This is a genomic window from Pseudomonas sp. o96-267 (assembly GCF_003935465.1).
Lineage (GTDB): Bacteria > Pseudomonadota > Gammaproteobacteria > Pseudomonadales > Pseudomonadaceae > Aquipseudomonas > Aquipseudomonas sediminis.
In genome coordinates this window covers 75,340-96,068 of record NZ_RHQP01000013.1, presented here as the reverse complement: position 1 = coordinate 96,068, position 20,729 = coordinate 75,340, and the positions used below count along the sequence as shown (strand labels likewise).

Annotated in this window: 13 protein-coding genes and 4 pseudogenes; 12 read left to right on the top strand and 5 right to left on the bottom strand. The window is 62.5% G+C overall.

Translation table 11 applies throughout. From position 1 onward, the window contains the following. The first annotated feature begins 250 nt into the window (after positions 1 to 250). Positions 251 to 2,992, top strand: a complete 2,742-nt coding sequence (locus tag EGJ86_RS11250; RefSeq protein WP_125835160.1) for a LuxR C-terminal-related transcriptional regulator — start codon at positions 251 to 253, stop codon at positions 2,990 to 2,992. Between the two features lie 138 nt (positions 2,993 to 3,130). Beyond that, positions 3,131 to 3,305 (top strand): annotated as a pseudogene (locus tag EGJ86_RS11245) (alpha/beta fold hydrolase); the annotation flags it as partial. Between the two features lie 90 nt (positions 3,306 to 3,395). Here the strand turns inward: EGJ86_RS11245 and EGJ86_RS11240 are convergent. Continuing rightward, a pseudogene (locus EGJ86_RS11240) lies at positions 3,396 to 4,164 on the bottom strand (metal-dependent hydrolase). Between the two features lie 213 nt (positions 4,165 to 4,377). Between EGJ86_RS11240 and EGJ86_RS11235 the strand changes: the two are divergent. The 7 genes and pseudogenes from EGJ86_RS11235 to EGJ86_RS11205 form a co-directional block, all read left to right on the top strand. Beyond that, a pseudogene (locus EGJ86_RS11235) lies at positions 4,378 to 5,157 on the top strand (AraC family transcriptional regulator); the annotation flags it as partial. A 173-nt stretch (positions 5,158 to 5,330) separates the two neighbouring features. Beyond that, positions 5,331 to 5,567, top strand: a pseudogene (locus tag EGJ86_RS11230) (helix-turn-helix transcriptional regulator); the annotation flags it as partial. Next, positions 5,567 to 6,214 (top strand): MBL fold metallo-hydrolase, encoded by a 648-nt coding sequence (locus tag EGJ86_RS11225; protein ID WP_004424486.1) that lies wholly within the window; start codon positions 5,567 to 5,569, stop codon positions 6,212 to 6,214. The pseudogene EGJ86_RS11230 and the gene EGJ86_RS11225, both read left to right, overlap by 1 nt. A 64-nt stretch (positions 6,215 to 6,278) precedes the next feature. Next, positions 6,279 to 6,947 carry an OmpA family protein gene (locus EGJ86_RS11220; protein ID WP_106735362.1) on the top strand — a complete coding sequence of 223 codons (669 nt, stop codon included), beginning with the start codon at positions 6,279 to 6,281 and terminating at the stop codon, positions 6,945 to 6,947. 144 nt (positions 6,948 to 7,091) lie between these two features. Beyond that, positions 7,092 to 7,748 carry an OmpA family protein gene (locus EGJ86_RS11215; protein ID WP_125835159.1) on the top strand — a complete coding sequence of 219 codons (657 nt, stop codon included), beginning with the start codon at positions 7,092 to 7,094 and terminating at the stop codon, positions 7,746 to 7,748. A gap of 246 nt (positions 7,749 to 7,994) precedes the next feature. Next, a complete protein-coding gene (locus tag EGJ86_RS11210; RefSeq protein ID WP_125835158.1) occupies positions 7,995 to 11,711 on the top strand; it encodes a response regulator in 3,717 nt (1,238 codons plus the stop codon). 45 nt (positions 11,712 to 11,756) lie between these two features. After that, positions 11,757 to 13,901: a bifunctional diguanylate cyclase/phosphodiesterase gene (locus EGJ86_RS11205; RefSeq protein WP_125835193.1), complete on the top strand. Its 2,145-nt coding sequence runs from the start codon at positions 11,757 to 11,759 to the stop codon at positions 13,899 to 13,901. 70 nt (positions 13,902 to 13,971) lie between these two features. Here EGJ86_RS11205 and EGJ86_RS11200 read toward each other — a convergent pair whose 3' ends face one another. The 4 genes from EGJ86_RS11200 to EGJ86_RS11185 form a co-directional block, all read right to left on the bottom strand. Then, on the bottom strand, positions 13,972 to 14,868 hold the full coding sequence (locus EGJ86_RS11200; RefSeq protein ID WP_125835157.1) for an acyltransferase: 897 nt from the start codon (positions 14,866 to 14,868) through the stop codon (positions 13,972 to 13,974). A gap of 235 nt (positions 14,869 to 15,103) precedes the next feature. Continuing rightward, positions 15,104 to 17,197, bottom strand: a complete 2,094-nt coding sequence (gene pta / locus EGJ86_RS11195; RefSeq protein ID WP_125835156.1) for a phosphate acetyltransferase — start codon at positions 17,195 to 17,197, stop codon at positions 15,104 to 15,106. A 9-nt stretch (positions 17,198 to 17,206) separates the two neighbouring features. Next, positions 17,207 to 18,391, bottom strand: coding sequence for an acetate kinase (locus tag EGJ86_RS11190; RefSeq protein WP_125835155.1), 1,185 nt, complete (start codon positions 18,389 to 18,391; stop codon positions 17,207 to 17,209). Then, the gene (locus EGJ86_RS11185) at positions 18,392 to 18,676 is read right to left on the bottom strand and encodes a DUF3565 domain-containing protein (RefSeq protein ID WP_125835154.1); all 285 of its coding nucleotides are present in this window, start codon (positions 18,674 to 18,676) and stop codon (positions 18,392 to 18,394) included. Between the two features lie 11 nt (positions 18,677 to 18,687). Here EGJ86_RS11185 and EGJ86_RS11180 point away from each other — a divergent pair, with 11 nt between their 5' ends. From EGJ86_RS11180 to EGJ86_RS11170, 3 genes are all read left to right on the top strand, one after another. Beyond that, the gene (locus tag EGJ86_RS11180) at positions 18,688 to 19,173 is read left to right on the top strand and encodes a peptidylprolyl isomerase (RefSeq protein WP_125835153.1); all 486 of its coding nucleotides are present in this window, start codon (positions 18,688 to 18,690) and stop codon (positions 19,171 to 19,173) included. A gap of 185 nt (positions 19,174 to 19,358) precedes the next feature. Continuing rightward, positions 19,359 to 19,844 carry a glutathione peroxidase gene (locus tag EGJ86_RS11175; RefSeq protein WP_125835152.1) on the top strand — a complete coding sequence of 162 codons (486 nt, stop codon included), beginning with the start codon at positions 19,359 to 19,361 and terminating at the stop codon, positions 19,842 to 19,844. Between the two features lie 134 nt (positions 19,845 to 19,978). Further along, complete coding sequence (locus EGJ86_RS11170; protein WP_125835151.1) at positions 19,979 to 20,716, top strand: nitroreductase family protein; 738 nt, start codon at positions 19,979 to 19,981, stop codon at positions 20,714 to 20,716. Positions 20,717 to 20,729 lie beyond the last annotated feature (13 nt).

The window sequence follows — 20,729 nt, the reverse complement described above, 5'->3', positions numbered from 1 at the left end:
TCCTTTGTAGGAGCCGGCTTGCCGGCGATCCGCCATAAAAAGCATCGCCAGCAAGCTGGCTCCTACGAAAAGCGCCCCCTCTACTGCAAGTAGGAGGGGGTGGTGACGAACTTATCTGATCAGCATTAGGCCTTGTGCCGGCTTTTTCGTTACGGACTGTAGCGGACGCTTCAAATGGCCATTGCAAGTCGCTAGGCTGGGTCCAGATCGAGCCCGCCGATGCACATAGAAGACTTCCAAGAATAGGCCGATGACAGATCTCTCCCGCTCGCCAGGTTTTCCCTGCACGCCGGCCACGCCGGTGGAAGCGCGTTTTTATCGTCCGCCGCTGCCGGCAGGACATATGCCGCGGCCCAGACTGTGCGAGCGTCTTGAGAAGGGTCTGCAAGGGCGATTGCTGCTGGTCAGTGCGCCAGCAGGCTTTGGCAAAAGCTCGCTGGCCATCGAGTTCTGCGAACGACTACCCGATCACTGGCACAGCCTCTGGCTCGGGCTGAGCGAGCGCGATCATGATCCGGGGCGCTTTCTCGAGCGTCTCCTGAACGGGCTGCAGCAGCTCTACCCTGGCCTCGGCGAGGAAGCGCTCGGTCTGCTGAAGATGCGCCAACGCCACCAACCCTTCGCATTCGAGCAGTGGCTTGACGGTTTACTCGATGAGCTGACCCAGCAACTCGATGATGGTCAACCGCTGTTGCTGGTGCTGGACGACTACCATCTGGCGCAGGGGCCGGTGCTGGATCGTTGTCTGCAATTCTTCCTCAACCATTTACCTCCTGGTGTGCTGCTGTTGGTCACCAGCCGTCAGCGGCCTGACTGGCACCTGGCGCGCCTGCGTCTGTCGCGACAGTTGCTGGAGCTCAACGAGCAGGATCTGCGTCTGACGGCTGCCGAGCTCGACGCGCTGTTGGCAAGTCAGGGCGCGCGCCTCGAGCAGCAGCAGGTCACCGGAATTCTGCAACGCAGCGAGGGATGGATCGCTGGTTTACGTCTTTGGCTGTTGGCTGTCGAGGAACTGGCGGAAGCTGGCGAGTTGCTTCAACTGCACGGCGGTGAAGGGCTGATCCGTGAATACCTGCTCGAGGAAGTCATCGAGCGGCAGCCCGCCGAGGTGCAACAGTTCCTTTATGACACCGCCTGTATGGAGCGCTTCTGCGCTGAGCTGTGCGATGCGGTTCGTGACAGCCATGACAGCGCCGCGATCATCCGCCAGTTGCAGGCCAATCAGGTATTTCTGGTGCCGCTTGACGAACAGGGCCGCTGGTTTCGCTATCACCACCTGTTTTCCGACTTGCTCAATGCGCGCCCTGCCGATGGGGTGAGCCGCTCGCACGGTAGCGCCCACCTGCGTGCCTGTCGCTGGTTCGCTGCGCAAGGCATGCTGGATGCCGCCATCGAGCAGGCGCTGCTGGCGGGGCAGGCCGACGTGGCCGCCAGCCTGGTGCAGAACCTGTCCGAGGAGCAGATGCTGGCGGAACAGAACATCGCCATGCTGCTGCGCTGGAAAACCAATCTGCCGGACGATTTGCTGGCCAGCACACCGCGGCTGATCATGCTCTATGGTTGGGCGCTGGCATTGGCCTGTCAGCTGGATGCCGCACAAGAGCTGCTTGATCAGTTGGCGCGCTTCCTGCCGGCTGCCGAGCCTGCCGCCCAGCGCAGCCTGCTGGCGCAGTGGCAGGCGCTCGATGGGGTCATCGCCCGTGGCCGCGGCGATGGTGCGCGTGCCGAGCTGCAATGCAGCGAGGCCTTGGCCGGTTTACCGGCGGAGCGTTATGGCCCGCACTTCATGTGCCTGTCGGCGTTGTCCAACCTGGCCATGGTGCGTGGCGATCTGTGGCGTGCGCGTGGGCTGAACCGCGACGCTCTGGAGCTGGCGCAGCGTATCGACAACCCTCTGCTCGAGGCGCTTGCCCACTACGAGCGTGCCCGCGTGCTGCAGGCCCGTGGTGAGGTGCTGCGCGCGCAAGAGGAGGTGCATCAGGGATTGTTGCTGGTGCAGCGTTTGCCGGCACAGCGTAGTTACTCGGTGCGGGCGCGATTGACGATTTATGAGGGCTATCTGCTCAGTTTGCGTCTGCAGCCTCAGGCCGTGGAGCGCTTACGAGTGGGGATTGCCGAAGCCAGGGCTTGCCGCGACGTCGGTGCGTTGATTGGCTATTGTGTGCTGGCCAGCCTGGAAGGGCGTGATGGACGGCCAGCCGAGGCGTTTGCTCTGCTGGGTGAGGCCGAACGCTTGATGCATGTCTGGGATGTGCCGGCGATCTATTACCTGGCGATGATCACGCTGATCAAGTGTGAGCTGTGGCTGCGGCAAGGGCAGGTGGAGTTGGCTGCCGCCTGGCTGCCTCAGTTGGCGGAAACCTATGGTGATCAGGGGGGAGCACTGGCGCCGGAGTTTCACCCGCAGCTGGCGTTGCATATCGATCTGCAGCAGGCGGCTCTGGAGCGCTTACAGGGCGAGCTGGAGCATGCGGAGCGCCGTCTGCGTGCGTTGCAGCAGCGTGCACAGGGGCTGGGTGGTCATTTGGTCGGTCTGGCGGCGCAGGCGCAGCTCGCCCAGTTACTGAAGCAGACCGGGCGAGAGCGGGAGGCGCAGCAGCAGCTCGACAGTTGCCTGGATCTCGCTCAGGGCGGTGCGCTGCTGCCTTTCATCGAGCTGTTGCAGCATCAGCCGCGCTGGCTGCGCGAGCGTCTGCAGTTGCGTCCGCCGTGTCCGCTGCGCGACGCGCTGCTCGCGCAGTTGCCAGGCAGCGGGGATTCGGACGAGGAGGTGGTCGTAGAGGCGGGCGGCCTGACGGAAAAACTCAGTGGCCGCGAGTTGGCCGTGCTGCAGTTGATCGCGCGTGGCTGTTCCAATCAGGAGATCAGCGAGCGTCTGTTCATCTCCTTGCACACGGTCAAGACCCACGCCCGTCACATCAACAGCAAACTTGGCGTCGAGCGGCGTACTCAGGCGGTGGCGCGGGCCAAGGGGCTCGGCCTGCTGCGCTGATGTGTGCCTCACAGGAAAAGTCTGGAACGCATCTAGCAGGCTGGACCTTTGTCCTGACGCAGCAGCAGCGGGGCGGCAAGCTGGTGCCGATAGAACTGGCCGGATATCCGAGGTGCAAGGTGCTGTGGATGATCGCTGCCACGCTGCTTGATGTGGGGTGAGCGTAATCGCTGGATTTCGCCCAAACAGGTGCCGCTGTGGCAACGTGATTTACCTGGGGCAGGTCAAGGTCTACCCGGGCGTGGGGCACATTCCCATGGAGGAAATTCCCCAGCAGAGCGCAGCCGATGCAATGAAATTTCTACTGAGCTGAGTGGAGCCAGAAAGGCCCAGCGAAAACTCGGGTCATGAACACGCCCGGACAGATTCCGGGCTTGTTTGTATTGCGTGGCGAAGCTGCGCTTCAGTCGGCTCCGGCCTGAATCAACGGGGCACCATCGAACTCGTCCCGTGCGGCGTGCAGCAGTTCCAGGTTGCTGTGTTGCCAGGGGGAAGCCGTCCTTGAAAAAGTCCAGATAAGTGCTGATCAGCGGGCGGAACACGCCTTCCTTGCCCCACATCCAGCGGTCTAGCACGAAGAAGAAGGTGCCATTGATCATCGCTCGGCGCAGCAACTTGCGGCTGCCACACACCTGGTTGTAGACATCGAAGGCCACCGCCTTGTGCTCGGTCTCCTCGAGTGCATGCCAACGCCACAGGCGGGCCAGCGTCGGGAGGGCGTCGGCTATGTAGCCGCCATTTCTCAGCAGGCCATCGGCCATGATCGCGGTGATGTGTTCCAGCGCCGCAGTCGCGGCCAGTTGGCGTTATGGCGAGAACTTCCTCTGGGTGTAGCGGATGCACGTCCGGGCGGGTTTCTCGATGCGCTCTACGTCGTAGCCCAGGTCGCACAGGCGCTGGCTGTACTCGAGATGCTCACGGCTGTGATGGCCTTCCTGGCCGATGAAGCCGCGAATCTGTTCATTGAGCACCGGGTCGTCGATGCGGTCGCGGAACTGGCGCACCGAATCGATGAAGAATCGCTCACCGTCGGGAAACAACACCGACATGGCATCGAACAAATGGGTCTTGAAGGCGTCGCCACCGTTCCAGTGGCGCGGCAGCGGGTTGGGCAGATCGAAATCCATATGCCTGGGACGAATCTGCAATCCTTCCGGTGTAGTGCTGGCCATGAGAACTCCATTGCGCTATTTGACTGGTTCCCACTATGGGCGTCATGCACCGCTGGGCACAGGTTCGTAACAGCCAAGGTGACAGCCATATCCGGCCAGTGCGTTTTTCCAGCAGAAAGTTGGGGCAGCAGCAGGGCAGCGAGCATGGATCCGCTGAGCTAAGGTTCGCAATCGGGAAGGTCATTTGCGGCCAGTCGCCAGAACAACGAACTCATGAAACAAACCCTCAACTTCACCGCCGAACTGGTTCCTGTTGCCTACGCCGAGGCATTGCTGGCCCTGGCCGAAGAGCTCGGCCTGGCGCGTGCCGAGCTGTTTGCCGCCGCGCGGGTACGCCCAGAAGTGCTTGGCAGTCCCAATGCCCGACTGTCCTTTATCGACTTTCACCACCTGATTCAGGCTGCGCTGGAGCGGTGCGGCGAACCGGCGCTTGGTCTGGTACTGGGCCAGCGCCTGAACGTCTCCACCCACGGCATACTCGGTTGCGCGGTGCTGTCCAGCGCCAATCTGGGCAAGGCGCTGCAGTTCGCCCTGAAGTACTATCGCGTGCTCGGTCTGTCCTTCGAACTGGAGCTGGTGGAGCAGGGCGAGGACATGGAATTACGCGCCGTCGAGTCCTTCCCCATGGGGCCGCAATCGCGCTTTACCGCCGAAGGCCTGCTGACCAGCATCCATACCATTGCGCGCTTTCTCCTGGGGGAAGAGTTGCAGGGCTTGGCCGTCGGCTTCGCTCATCCTGCGCCGGACTACGCCGAGCGCTATGTCGAGGTGTTCGGGGTGGCCGCACAGTTCGAACAGCCCTTTCATTGGCTGCGCTTGCCCCAGCATTACCTGCAACGGTCGATGGCGCTGGCCAACCCGGCCACGGTGCAAATGTGCGAGCAACAGTGCGAAGCGCTGCTGGCCAGACTAGATGTGCAGGACGGCCTACTCACACGGGTGCGACGCCTGTTGTTGACGCGCCCCGGCGACTTCCCCGACCTGGAAAGCGCCGCCAGCGCCCTAATGTCAGTCAGTTAAGCCGTTGCACTCGATTTTGTAGGAGCCGGCTTGCCGGCGATCCGCCATAAAAAGCATCGCCAGCAAGCTGGCTCCTACGAAAAGCGCCCCCTCTACTGCAAGTAGGAAGGGGTGGTGACGAACTTATCTGATCAGCATTAGCCAGCGCCCTGCACACCAGCGGCCGCAGCCTGCGCCGGCACGTGAGGCAGATGGGTACCAGCCATCAGCAGGTGCTCGACGACGGGCGCAAACGGCTGGCCCTGCAGTACCTGACCGCCACGCATTTGCCGCTGCATGAAATCTCCCAGTTGCTGGGTTTCAGCGATCCGTCCAACTTCCGCCGTGCATTCCGCAAATGGACCGGTAAACTTCCCGGCGATTACCGAAATGAGGTTCCCTGATGAGCTCTGTCGAACGCCCCGCCCTGATCCGCGAAACCTTCCCTGTCGGCCCCTTGCAGTGCAACTGCACCATCATCGGCGACCCGATTACCAAGAAGGCCATCGTGGTCGATCCGGGTGGCAATCCCAATCTGATCATGGCGCGGCTGGAGGCTCATGGCCTCAAGGTGGTGAGCATCATCCACACCCATGCGCACCTCGATCACTTCCTTGCCTCGGGGCAGATGAAGGAGAAGACCGGTGCCACGCTGCACCTGCACAAGGAGGATCAGTTCCTCTGGGACAATCTGGAGATGCAGTGCAGCATGTTCGGCGTGCCTTACACGCCCGTGCCGGCGCCGGACAAATGGCTGGCCGATGACGAGGAACTGGCCTGTGGCTGCGGCGTGGCCTTGCATACGCCAGGGCACACGCCGGGTTCGATGAGCTTCTGGTTCGAGGGTGCCAAGCTGCTGATCGCCGGTGACACTCTGTTCCGTCGCGGTATCGGCCGTACCGATCTGTGGGGCGGTGATTACGCGACCATCGAGCGTTCGATCAAGCAGCGCCTGTACAGCCTCGACGAGGATGCCACCGTGGTTACCGGCCATGGCCCGGACACTCGCCTGGGCGATGAGATGCGCGAGAACCCCTTTATTCGCGCGTGAGAGGGCACTAATGGCGGCGTGATGACTCAAAGAGCCATCACCCACCGTTCATGGAGACGCCTTCATGTTTCGCCTGCCTGTTATTGCCCTTTGCACCTCTGCGCTGCTGCTTGGCGGTTGCGCCTCGCAGAACCCCTACGATCAGAGCGCACCGAGCTCCAACCGCACCGCCACCTACGGTGGTATCGGTGCGCTGGCCGGCGCGGCTGCCGGTGCGCTGATCAACCATGACAACCGCGGCAAGGGCGCGCTGATCGGCGCGGCCGTGGCCGGTGCCGCAGCGGCAGGTTATGGCTACTACGCCGACAAGCAGGAAGAGGAACTGCGCCGCAGCATGCAGGGCACCGGCGTCGAGGTGCAGCGCCAAGGCGATGTGATTCAGTTGATCATGCCTGGCAACATCACCTTCGCTACCGACTCGGCGCAGATCGCTAGCAGCTTCTATCAGCCGCTGAACAACCTGGCCAACTCCTTCCGTCAGTACAACCAGAACAGCATTGAGGTCGTCGGTCATACCGACAGCACTGGCTCGCAAAGTCACAACATGGCGTTGTCGCAGCGCCGCGCGCAAAGCGTGGCCGACTACCTGCTGGCGCAAGGTGTCGACCCCAGCCGTCTGAGCACCCGCGGCATGGGGCCGGACCAGCCGGTGGCGAGCAACGCTACGGCAGATGGTCGTGCGCAGAACCGTCGTGTCGAGGTGACATTGCGACCGTTGCCGGGCGTGCAGTAACCCGCGTGCGTCGGGCAGAACTGCTCTGGATCGCAGTCCCTGTCCGCCCGGGCTGATAAGCTAGGGCGGAACTTCGCCGCGCCTTGGCGGTTCGAAGATTGTGGCATGTCTGCCCGATACCAGAAGAAATCCTAAGGAATCCCTATGAAGACCAGACGTAATCTGATCGCAGCAACTGCGCTCATGGCCATGCTGGCTGGCTGCACCACCAACCCTTACACCGGCGAAAGTCAGGCTGGCAAAGCCGGCGTTTACGGTGGCATCGGCGCGGCTACCGGCGCCGTGATCGGCGCTGCGACGTCGAGCAAGAAAGACCGCGCCAAGGGTGCACTGATCGGTGCGGCTGTCGGTGGCGCTGCCGGCGGTGGTTATGGCTATTACGTCGACACCCAGGAAGCCAAGCTGCGTCAGACCTTGCAGGGCACTGGCGTACAGGTACAACGCAATGGCGATGATCTGAAACTGATCATGCCGGGCAATATCACTTTCGGTAGCAACTCGGCGGATATTTCCAGCAGTTTCTACCCGACCCTCAACTCGCTGGTGCTGGTGTTCAAGGAGTTCGACAAGAACGGTGTGAACATCGTCGGTCATACCGACAGCACCGGTTCGCAAGAGCTGAACCAGAGCCTGTCGCAGCGTCGCGCGCAGAGCGTGGCCAACTACCTGACCGCCAACGGCGTACCGGGTCAGCGCATCTCTGCCTACGGTGCAGGTCCGAGCCAGCCGATTGCCAGCAACACCACCGATGCTGGTCGTGCGCAGAACCGTCGCGTCGAGATCAACCTGCGTCCGCTCTAAGGCCGCATTGGGTTGAACGAAGCCTCCCTCTGGGAGGCTTTTTTGTACCGCTTGACAAGCACCGCTGCTGACGTCTTTCGGCTAGGTGCCAGAGGGCGTTTCCGACAATGTTCGTGACCGCCCGTCGTGTCCCCTCTGGCCAAAGGCCACTCATCCAAAACCTGACTAGAATGCTTGCTGTGGTTCTGTGATGTCCGCGTGCGGATGGCCCGTGCGCGTTGGTTCTGGATGACCGAAGGAGCGCGAATGGACGACAGAGCTGTCGAGCGGCCGCCAAGGCCCTGGACACCGCTGCTGGCTGCACTTGGCCTGTTTATCGGGCTGGGTGGGTTGATTTATTGGCAGTGGAATACCCTGCAGGAACGTGAGCGGGAAGATAGTCAGCATCGCTTTGCGCTTGAGGCGCAGGATATTGGTCAGCGAGTGATGGCGCGCATGCAGGCTTATGAAATGGTCCTGCGTGGCGTTTCGGGGCTGATGAACGGGAGTGACCGGGTTTCTCCCATTGAGTGGGAGCGGGCACTGGATCAGCTGCAATTGCAGGATCGTTATCCGGGAATACAGGCCGTCGCCTGGTCGCGCTACCTTAGCCACGCGCAGTTGGACGACTTTCGAGCCGAGCTGAAAGCGGATGAGCGCCTCGACTATCAGGTGTTTCCCGAGGGGGAGCGCGAGTACTACTTGCCCATCGATTACGTCAGTCCTCTGGATTGGCGTAACCGGCGCGTACTTGGTTTCGACATGCTCAGCGAGGCGATCCGCCTTCAGGCCATCGAGCGCAGCCTTGAGAGCGGTGATGCCAGCCTGAGTGGGCCGGTGGTGTTACGCCAGGAAATCGATGTCAACGTGCAGCAGGGTGTGCTGCTGTTTCTTCCGGTCTTTCGTCCTGGCGTGCCACTCAATACGGTGGAGCAACGTCGCGCTGCGCTGCTGGGAACAGTGCATGGCGCGTTTCGTAGCCACGATTTGATCGAGGGCATCCTGGGTGGTCAGGCACGGCGTTTCGACATTCTGCTGAGGGATCTGCAGGCATCGGATGCTCAGTTGCTGGGCGGCGAACACCATGCTAACGGCTGGAAGCCGCGTTTTCAGAAGCACATGGAGTTGCCGCTGTACGGCCGTACCTGGGACTTGGAGGTCATCGGCACACCCGAGTACGAGCGCGGTCTGGTCGATCGTACCGGTACGCTCGGACTCTGGGCTGGTTTGGCGGCGACACTGCTTCTGTCAATTCTGGTCGGCGGTTTTCTCCATCAGCGCGAGCGCAAACTGCAGATCAGTGAGCGGGCTGCAGTGGCCCTGCGCGAGCGCGAAGAGCGCTTTCGTCTGTTGGTCGAACGGCTGCCGGTGGCGACTCTGCTCTGTGATGACAGGGGGCGCATCGAAATGGCCAATCGCAGCGCCGCCGAGCTGTTCGATTGCCCGCTCAATGCCTTACCGGGTGAGACCGTGTTGCGCGTCCTGCCCAATATCGAGTCACCGAAAGACTTGCAGGCACAGTTGGCCGAGAGTGACGAGCGCATGGTGCGGACGCTGCGCGGCGAGTCGCTTCCGGTCAGCATCAGCCTCAATCCGCTGCACGAAGGCAGTAGCTACCTGATCAACCTGGTGGACCTGCGTGCGCGCAAGGTGGCCGAGGAGCGCTTCCGGTTGGTGGTCGAGGCCTCGCCCAATGCCATCGTGCTGGTCGATGGCCTGGGACGCATTGCCATGGTCAATCGGCAGACCGAGCTGCTGTTCGGCTACGAGCGTCAGGTGCTGCTCGGCGAACCGGTGGAAATGTTGCTGCCCGACGCGCAGCGTGGCAGCCATGTAGCAATGCGGCGGGGCTATCAGGCGATGCCCGAGCAGCGCCGCATGGGCAGCAATCGTGAACTGTTCGGTCAGCATCGTGAGGGTCGCATGATTCCTCTGGAGGTTGGTTTGTCACCCATTCGCAGTGGCGACGAGAACCTGGTGCAGGCGGTGATCATCGACATCAGCGAGCGCAAGGCTGCCGAGCAGAAACTGCGTGAGCAGGCCGAACAACTGCTGTTGGCCAACCGCTACAAGTCCGAGTTTCTCGCCAACATGTCCCATGAGCTGCGCACGCCGCTCAACAGTATCCTCATTCTCAGTGACCAGCTGCGGCAGAACCTGGCGGGAAATCTGACCGAGAAGCAGAGCAAACATGCTGATATCGTGCACCGCGCTGGCAGTGATCTGCTGCAACTGATCAACGATGTACTCGACCTGGCCAAGGTTGAGTCGGGGCGCATGCAGCTAAAGCTCGAGCCGATCAACATGCAGGACGTGCTGGTGGAACTCGATGCCAGCCTGCGGCCGATGGCCGAGCTCAAGGGCTTGCGTCTGCACACCCAGCTGGAGGCCGGGGTACCACGCGTCATTCACACCGACCGCGTGCGCCTGCATCAGATACTGCGCAATCTGCTGTCCAACGCGCTGAAGTTCACCGACCAGGGCGAGGTCACCCTGACTGTCGGTAGCCAGGGGCGCCAAGATGATGAGCGCGAGTTGCTGAGTTTCAGCGTGCGTGACACCGGTATCGGTATCGACCCTGCGCAACATGAACAGGTGTTCCAAGCCTTTCAACAGATCGACGGCTCCACCAGTCGGCGTTTCGGCGGCACTGGGCTGGGGCTGGCCATCACCCGTCAGCTGGTGCTGGCTCTGGATGGCGATATCAGCCTGCAAAGTGCGCCGGGGCAGGGGTCTACCTTCACCGTCAGGTTGCCGGTGCAGGCTGGACCGCTTAGCGTCGAGGCCCCGGTGGAGGGGCCGCAGCGCGCAGGTGACGGCCCGCCGCTGCTGATCGTCGAGGACGATGCCAATTTTGCTGCGGTGATTGCCGAGGAGGCTCACGCCCATGGGTTTTCCAGCGTGCATTGCCGTACTGGTCTGCAGGCATTGGCGCTGTTGCAGCAGGAGTCGTTCAATGCGGTGATACTCGACATCCTGCTGCCTGATCTCAGTGGCTGGCAGTTGTTCCGTCGTCTGCGCGCCCAGCCGAACCATCGGCATACGCCGGTGCACATCATCTCCTGTGTACCGCAACCGGTGGGTTGGAACGATGATGGCACTCGCTATCTGGTCAAACCCATCGGCCGTGATGAACTTGAGCAGGTGTTCATCGAGTTGCAGCACGGTGAACAACACGAGCAGGCATTGCTGTTGGTGGAGGATGTCGAGGTAGAGCGCGAGCACTACCGCGAGCAACTGACGGAGCTGGGCTTCCAGGTCGTCGCCTGCGCCGATGGCGAGCAGGCGCGCGAGGCTTATGCGCAGGGGCAGTTCTGCGCGCTGGTGATCGATCTCGACCTGCCGGATCAGGATGGTTTCGCTCTGCTCGACAGCCTCAACCAGGTGCGCCCGTTGCAGGGCACGCGCGTGGTGATCAATACCGGTGTGGACGTCACGCAACAGACCCTGCAGCGCCTGCGCCGCTACAGCGCTGTGGTGGTGCGCAAGCATGGTGATGACACCGATGCGCTATGCCAGGCGGTACAGGGCTTCCTCGGTGACGTGCGTGCGCCGCAACCGGCCCAGGCACGGCTCAATCCGTTGCAGGGAAAACTTATCCTGCTGGTGGATGACGATGTGCGTAACGTCTATGCGCTGACGGCGTTGCTGGATGAAGTGGGGCTGCGCGTCAGTTCCGCCAAGGACGGCATCGAGGCCATTGCCACTTACCAGCGTGAGCCGTTCGACTTGATCCTCATGGATATGGCCATGCCCAACATGGACGGCTATACCGCCACGCGCCTGCTCAAGCAGGAGCATGGATGCGTCATCCCGATCATCGCGCTTACCGCTCATGCCATGAAGGGTGACCGAGAGAAGTGCATCACCGCAGGCGCGGATGACTACATGGCCAAGCCGATCAAACGCGATGAGCTGCTGGCATTGCTGGAGCGCTGGCTGGGTATGCCGACCATACCTTCGCCTGGCGATGGGCTAACCTGATGGCAGGAGTAAGTGGTGCAAGGGCAGATGGACAGGGGAGTGATGATGGCCCGGGCGCAGAGTAAGAACGCCGCTGTACCCGCCAAGCAGGTTCTGCTGGTGGTGGATGACCGTATGGAGAACCTCGAGGCCATGCAGGCGCTGCTCGAGGATGGCGAGTGGCTGCTGCGTTGCGCCAGCTCTGGTGAAGAGGCCCTGCGCTGTCTGCTCGAAGAAGATGTCGGGCTGGTGCTGCTCGACGTGCAGATGCCGGGTATGGACGGCTTCGAAGTCGCCCGCCTGATGCGTGGCAACCCGCGTACGCGATTGACGCCAATCATCTTCGTATCCGCCATCGCGCAGACCCACGATGCCGTATTGCGTGGTTATAGCACCGGTGCCGTGGACTTCATGCTCAAGCCCTTCGACCCCAGTGTGTTGCGCCACAAGATTCAGAGCCTGCTGGAGCACGAGCATAATCGCTGTGAATTGCAGACTCTTTCCCAGCAGCTTGAGCGCGCCAGGGCATTCAACGCCTCGGTGCTGGCCAATGCCGCCGAGGGTATTCTGGTGGGCGGCGAGGATGGTCGCATTCAGTTCGCCAACCCCGCGATGGCGCAGATGCTCGATGGCGAGGTAGGTGATCTTGAGGGCGTCGATCTGCTGTCGTTTCTCAAGAATCCAGCCAGCGAAGGCGGCTGGCAGCAGTCCGAGTTCTATCTGCACTTCAAGCGCGAGGCGACCTATCGCGTGCACGAAGCGATGTTGCGCACGCTCAAGGGTGGTTGCCTGCCTGTGGCGCTGTCCTGCTCACCACTGCCGCGGCCGCAACGTGCGATGGTGCTGATCGCGCTGGATATGTCGGTGGTGCGTAATCTGCACGCGCAACTGGAGTCACAGGCGGTCACTGACGCGCTGACCGGCCTACTCAATCGTCGCGGCTTTCATCAGGCACTGGAGTCGGTGTTGGCGCGTATCGAGCGCAGCGGTCAGCGCGTCGCGGTGCTGTACCTGGACCTGGACGGTTTCAAACGCATCAATGACTCGCTCGGCCATGATGTCGGCGATCAGTTGCTGCGCCGTGTCGGTGAGCAGCTCAAGGCCTGCTTGCGTCCCTATGACAGCCTGGCGCGCATCGGTGGTGACGAATTCACCGCGCTGCTGGACAACCTCGGCCACCCCGAGGACGCCGCCAAGGTCGCGGAGAAGTTGATCGAACTGGTCTCGGTGCGCCACACCCTCGATGGTGTGGACTTCACCCTCGGCGCCAGCGTTGGCATCGCCTGCTTTCCTGAATGCGGGCAGAGCGTGGAGGGCCTGCTGCGTTCCGCCGACATGGCGATGTATGAAGCCAAACGCGCCGGTCGCCAGCAATACCGCTTCTTCTCACCGGAGATGAACGGACGCGCTCGTTCGCGGCTGATGCTCGAAGAAAGCCTGCGTCACGCCATCGAGAACGATGACTTCGTACTGGTCTATCAGCCGCAGTTCCATCTGGATAGCGGACGCCTGCGCGGCTTTGAAGCCTTGCTACGCTGGCAGCATCGCGTCGCCGGTACCGTGGCGCCGAACGTGTTCATTCCGCTGCTTGAGGAAACCCGCCTGACCAACCGTCTCGGCGAATGGATCTTCCGTGAGGGCGCCAGGCAATTGGCCGTGTTCAAGCAACAGTTCGGTGAGGACATGGTGCTCAGCCTCAACGTCAGCCCGGTGCAGTTCGGCATGTCGCAACTGGTGACCGATCTACAGCGTGTACTCGACGCTCACGGTCTGAAGCCCAGCCAACTGGAGGTGGAAGTTACCGAGAGCGCGCTGATGCAGGATCTGGAGCTGACGCAGGCGCAGTTACGTCATCTGCGCGAGCTGGGGGTGAAGATTGCCATTGATGATTTTGGCACCGGCTATTCGTCACTGGCGTATCTGCGCCACTTCGAGCTCGATACACTGAAGATCGACCGTCTCTTCATTTCCAATATGCTCGACTCACCCCGTGATGCGGCGGTGGTCAGTACCATCATCGATCTCGGCCATCACCTAGGCCTGGAGGTCATCGCCGAAGGCGTCGAAACCCAGGCGCAGCGTGAGTGGTTGACGCAACACCACTGCAGCATCATGCAGGGTTTCCTGGTGGCGCCAGGCGTGCCGCCCAGCAGCGCGATGCAGGTGCCGGCGCTGCTGGATTGGAGCAAGTTGCCCCTGTCGTCCCCCTGATCGGTACAGCGACGCATACCCGTGGGGTGCGGAATCGGGGCGGTACGCACGGTGCCCCCGAAGGTCTGGATTACGCCGAACGGTGCAGGTTGGCGAGCTCCGCGTCCTTCTCTTCCCATAGACGATTGACCCATTGCTGGAAGGCCCGGCGGTAGTCGTCATCCTGATCGTAGTTACGGCCGATGAACTCGCGCGGAATATCGACCTGTCTGAAAGTCACCTGCACGGCATCCAGGCGCCCACAGAGCAAGTCCCAGAAGCCTGGGACGCCATGCGGATAGTGGATGGTGACGTTGACGATGGCGTGCAGCTGTTCACCCATGGCATCAAGCACGAAGGCGATGCCGCCAGCCTTGGGTTTGAGCAGGTGCTTGAAAGGCGACTGCTGCTGCGCATGCTTGGCCGGGGTCAGGCGGGTGCCCTCGAGGAAGTTGAACACCGCAACGGGGTTGGTCTTGTAACGCGCGCAGGCCTTGCGGGTGGTGGCCAGGTCCTGGCCGCGCTTCTCCGGATGCTTGGCCAGGTATTCCTTACTGAAGCGCTTCATGAAGGGAAACTCCAGCGCCCACCAGCATAGGCCGATCACCGGCACCCAGATCAGCTCCTGTTTGAGGAAGAACTTCAGCAGCGGCATACGTCGGTTGAGCAGGTACTGCAGCACCAGGATATCCGCCCAGCTCTGGTGGTTGCTGGTGACCAGGTAGGAGTGACGAGTATCGAAGCGCTCCAGGCCCTGGACATTCCATTCGATATGGCCAACCAGGCGCATCCAGAATTTGTTGACGCCGATCCAGCTTTCGGCGATCCCGTGCATGACGAAGCGCAGTGCGCGTTGGATCGGCGCGAATGGCAGCAGCAGTTTGAGCAGAGCGACGAAGAACAGCGGCCAGCACCAGAACAGGGTGTTGAGAGCCAACAGCAGGCTCGCGATCAGGCCACGCAGCGGCGCGGGAAGAAAGTGCAGCATCGGGCAAACGCCTCCGTAAGCAGGCTGCACGCCCTGCGGGCAGCCTGAGAAAGGGGCTTTCTCTGCGCCCCGTATCAGTCGAAAGAGCTGCGGCGTTCCGTGCAGCGAGCTGGTTCGGCGCCAAGGGTAACGGTTGTGCACTGACCTGCAAGTGCCAGTGATGACCATCAGGTTTTGGTCGCTTGGTGCGCACCGGCTGCTCCGGCCGGTGCGCACGGCGCATCCTGTTGCCTCTCTAGCTTGGTAGATCCGCCGCCTGAATGGCCGTCAGCGCGATGGTGTAGACGATGTCGTCGACCAGTGCACCACGCGACAGGTCGTTCACCGGCTTGCGCAGGCCCTGCAGCATCGGGCCGACGCTGATGCAGTCGGCGCTGCGCTGCACGGCCTTGTAGGTGGTATTGCCGGTGTTCAGGTCGGGGAACACGAACACCGTGGCGCGGCCGGCCACCGGGCTGTTCGGCGCTTTCTGCCGGCCGACGCTCTCGATGGCCGCTGCGTCGTACTGCAACGGGCCGTCGAGCAGCAGGTCCGGGCGCTTTTCGCGGGCCAGGCGGGTGGCGACGCGCACTTTCTCAACTTCTTCGCCGCTGCCGGAATCACCGGTGGAGTAGCTGAGCATGGCCACGCGCGGCGGGATGCCAAAAGCCTGCGCCGAGTTGGCGCTCTGCAGGGCGATCTCCGCCAGTTGCTCGGCGTTCGGGTCCGGGTTCACCGCGCAGTCGCCATAGACCAGCACCTGGTCCGGCAGCAGCATGAAGAACACCGAGGACACCAGGTTGTAGCCTGGTGCGGTCTTGATCAGCTGCAGGGCCGGGCGAATGGTGTTGGCGGTGGTGTGGATGGCGCCGGAGACCAGACCGTCGACCTCGTCCAGGGCCAGCATCATGGTGCCGAGTACCACGGTATCTTCCAGCTGCGCTTCTGCCATGGGCGCATTGAGGCCCTTGCCCTTGCGCAGCTCGACCATCGGTTCGATGTAGCGACCGCGTATCAGGTCCGGGTCGAGAATTTCCAGGCCTTCCGGCAGCTCGATACCTTGTGCTCGGGCGACAGCCTGCACCTCTTCCGGCTTGGCCAGCAGCACGCAGCGGGCAATGCCGCGCGCCTGACAGATGGCGGCGGCCTGAACGGTGCGTGGCTCGCTGCCCTCGGGCAGGACGATGCGCTTGGCAGCGGCCTTGGCGCGTTGCACCAGTTGGTAGCGGAAGGCCGGGGGCGACAGGCGCAGCTCGCGTGGTGTGCCGCAGCGGGCGCTCAACCAGTCGTGGTCGATATGCCCTGCGATGAAGTTGGAGACCTTCTCCGCGCGCTCGCGGTCATCCAGGGGGATTTCCTTGTTCAGGCGGTTGAGATTGGTGGCGGTGTCGTAGGAACCGGTGCTCACCGTCATCACCGGCAGGCCGCTGGCCAGGGCGCCCTGGCACAGCTCCATGATGCGTGGGTCGGGGGCGAAATCACTGCACAGCAACAGGCCCGCCAGCGGTACGCCATTCATCGCAGCCAAGCTGGCGGAGAGGATGATGTCGTCGCGATCACCCGGCGTCACCACCAGGGTGCCGGGCTTGAGCAACTGCACGCTGTTGGCGACTGCGCGCGCGCAGAGCACGATCTTCAGCATGCGTCGCTGCTCATAGTCGCCAGCGTTGAGGATGCGTGCGCCGAGCAACTCAGCGATGTCCTTGGTGCGCGGCGCGTTCAGTTCGTCCTGCCAGGGAATACAGCCGAGCAGGCGGAAACTCTCGGTCTTGAGCAGGGGAGAAAGCTCCTGCAGACGTTCGGTGAAGGCTGCGATGCCGTTGTCGCTGCGCACCTTGTTGAGGATCACACCGAGCACCTTGGGGTCCTTCGGCCCGCCGAACTGCTGGGCCTGGATCTCGATGCGATCGGACAGCTCGGTGAGGTTCTCGTCTTCCGGGGCGCTGACCAGAATCACGTCGGCATCCAGGCTCTTGGCCAGGTGCAGGTTGACCCGAGCGGCGTAGCTGGCGTGGCGCGTCGGCACCATGCCTTCGACGATGACCACGTCCTTGTCGACTGCCGCCTGCTGGTAGAGGCTGATGATCTCTTCCAGTAGTTCGTCCAGCTGGCCGTCGCCGAGCATGCGTTCGACATGGCTGAGCGGCAGTGGTTTGGGCGAATTCAGGCCATGGGTGCGGGCGATCAGCTCACTGGAGCGCTCAGGGCCGAGGTCGCCAACATGCGGTTGGGCGATGGGCTTGAAGAAGCCAACCTTGAGGCCGCTGCGCTCTAGCGCACCGACCAGGCCGAGGCTGATGGAGGTAAGGCCGACACCGAAACCGGTGGGGGCGATGAAGAAGGTATGCATGAAATAGCCTCAGTCGAGCAGGGCAAGAGTGTCGAGGGCGATCTGCCGCTCTTCGTTGGTCGGTACAACCAGCACGCGCGGATGACCATCCGCGTGAATGGCGCCGGCGACGCCGCGCACGCAGCGGGCGTTGGCCTGGGCGTCCAGCCGCAGCCCGAGCAGGCCGAGATGGTCCAGGGTCTTGCTGCGGATCAGCGCGGAGTTCTCGCCGATACCGCCGGTGAAGATCAGGCCGTCGAGACGGCGCAGCGCGCAGCTCATCGCCGCCAGTGATTTGGCCAGGCGGTAGCAGAACACCTCGATGGCCAGGGTCGCGCCGACGTGCCCCTGTTCGCGGGCCTGCTCCAGCGTGCGCATGTCGTTGGACAGGCCGGATAGACCGAGCAGGCCGCTGTCCTTGTTGAGCATGCTGTCGATCCGCTCCAGGCTCCAGCCCAGGGTACGTGCCAGGTGCCCGTGCAGGTTGGGGTCGACATCGCCGCTACGTGTGCCCATCACCAGGCCTTCCAGCGGCGTCAGGCCCATGCTGGTGTCGCGGCTGTGGCCATTCTCCACGGCGCAGGTGGAGCTGCCATTGCCCAGATGGGCCACCAGCCAACTGCTGACGTCGAATGCCAGGCCGCTCATCTGCGCCGCCTTGCGGCTGACGTAACGGTGGCTGGTGCCGTGGAAGCCATAGCGGCGTACGCCATGCTCAGCGTAGAGCGCGTGCGGTACGGCATAGCGATAGGCGTGCTCGGGCAGGCTCTGGTGGAAGGCGGTGTCGAACACCGCCACCTGCACCAGGTTGGGAAACAGCTTCATCGCCGCTTCGATGCCTTGCAGGTTGGCCGGATTGTGCAGTGGAGCCAGCGGCGCGACCTGGCGGATGGCCTGCAGGCTGGCAGCGTCCAGGCGAGAGGCGCCGGAGAAGTGCTCGCCGCCGTGTACCACACGGTGGCCGATACCGTGCAGCTCACCGGCTGCGGCCTGCTGTACCACGGGTAGAAGATGAGACAGGGCCAGGCGGTGGTCGGCGCCCGGCAGAACCAGGCTGTCCTTTTGTTCGCCTTGTTGCCAGTGCAGCACCGCTTCGGGGCTGCCAAGACGCTCGGCCAGGCCGCTGAGCATGAAGGTTTCCTGCGCTTCGTTGACCAAGGCGAACTTGATCGACGAGCTGCCGCAGTTGATCACCAGAATGTTGCGTGCAGACATTTAAGCTTCCTTGGATTCATCGTGCGACCGATCCATGGCGCACCAGCCACAGGGGAAGAGGCTTCCCTGCCTGACTTGGCGCTGCTCGGGATCGAGTACCCAGGGCCGATTCTGCCAGGGTGGTCGGTGGCGTACATGCTGAGTATGGCCACAGGATAAGACTGCCACCCAGTCACCGTGCTCGTCCTGACGAAAATCAACGATCCGTACGGCCCGTTTGTCCGGGCTCGGGTCGCAATCCAGGCTGGCGTTGGTTAAACTTGCCCGTTCATTTATCTTTCGCAAAAGGTCTCCCCATGCTGATCGCCGCCAACAAGGCCGTCTCCATCGACTATACCCTGACCAACGATGCCGGTGAGGTGATCGACAGCTCCACTGGCGGCGCGCCGCTGGTCTATCTGCATGGTGCCGGCAATATCATCGCCGGTCTCGAGAAGGCCCTGGTTGGCAAGCAGGTTGGCGATGAGCTGGACGTTTCCGTCGAGCCGGAAGAAGCCTACGGTGAATACAGCGCCGAGCTGGTCGCGACCCTGAGCCGCGCCATGTTCGAAGGCGTCGACACCCTGGAAGTGGGTATGCAGTTCCACGCTTCGGGCCCGGACGGCAGCATGCAGATCGTTACCATCCGCGATATCGACGGCGACGACGTGACTGTCGACGGCAACCACCCGCTGGCCGGCCAGCGCCTGAACTTCAAGGTCAAGGTGGTAAGCGTGCGTGACGCCAGCGAAGAGGAAGTGGCTCACGGTCACATCCACGGCGAAGGTGGTCACCACCACTAACAGGCTGAGTTGCCGATCAGGCGACTTGCGGTCGTACCCACCGGTTCAACCGCTGCTAAGCTCAAGCTTGCGATGAAGGCGCCTCAGGGCGCCTTTTTCATGCATGGTGGCTTGCCCAATCGCAGCTGCCTTGAGGATTACCGGGCATTACGCCCGTTGCACTGAATTCGCTGAGGAAGTTCGTCATGAGTGCCTTTCACGATCTCAATCTACGTGCGCTGGATGGCCAGGAACTGCCGCTGGCGCCTTACAAGGGCCAAGTGGTGCTGGTGGTCAATGTCGCTTCCAAGTGCGGTTTGACGCCTCAGTACGCGGGGCTGGAAAAGCTCTACCAGCAATACAAGGGCAACGGCTTCACGGTACTGGGAGTGCCATGCAACCAGTTCGCCGGACAGGAGCCGGGCAGCGAGGACGAGATCCGTTCGTTCTGTAGCCTCAACTATGGCGTGACCTTCCCGCTGGGTAGCAAACTGGAGGTCAACGGCCCTGCTCGTCACCCGCTCTATCGCCTGCTGGCCGGTGAGGGAGCCGAGTTTCCCGGTGATATCACCTGGAACTTCGAGAAATTTCTGGTCGGCCAGGACGGTCGTGTGCTGGCGCGTTTCTCACCGCGTACCACGCCGGACGATCCGGCCTTGATCCAGGCCATCGAAAAAGCCCTGGGCCTGTGAAGTAGCAATACCTGCGCTCGCTATTCTGGGCGCAGGTGAGGCTAATCGGCCAAATTCCCGGCCATTTCCCCTTGCCCCCTTGTTCTCATCGTCATCCGCTTGCTTAATCGGCCGACCTGCCGAGGAGTACGCCCATGACCAGTTTTCCCCACGAGCAACCGCCTGCCATGGCCTCACCAGGCGAGCTGCGTGCACTGATCGAAAGTCGCCGTTCAGTGCGCCGTTTCACCCCTGAGCTGGTGCCGGACGCGGTGATCCGCGATTGCCTGGAACTGGCCGTGCTGGCGCCTAGCTCCTGCAACCTGCAGCCCTGGAGCTTCCAGGTGATTCGCGACCCGGCGCTGCTGGCGCAGCTGCACCCGGTCTGCATGAGCCAGAACGCAGCGCGTGCGCCCTTGATTATTGCCGTGCTGGCGCGCCCGGACACCTGGCGTCAGGCCTGCCGCAACGTCATCGATTACTGGCCGGAGGCCGAGGTGCCGGCGCGCATCCGTCGCTTCTACAGCAAGACCGCGCCGTTTCAGTACAACCAGGGGCCGCTGGGCCTACTCGGCCTGTTCAAGCGCCAACTGGTGCGGCTGATGGGGTTACGCAAGCCGCTGATGCGCAAGCCCAACAGCAAGGCCGATATGCGCCTGTGGGCGGTGAAGTCGACGGCGCTGGCGGCAGAAAATCTGATGCTCGCTTTCCAGAGTCACGGCTATGCCACCTGTCCGATGGAGGGCTTCGACGAGCCGCGTTTGCGTCGTGTGCTGGATATCCCGCGCCAGGCCATCCCCATCATGCTGCTGGCCGTTGGGCGTCAGGGCGAGAAGGGTGTGTACAACCCGCGCCTGCGCTTTCCGCTGGAACAGCACGTCACCTGGCGGTAACCAGGTTTGACTT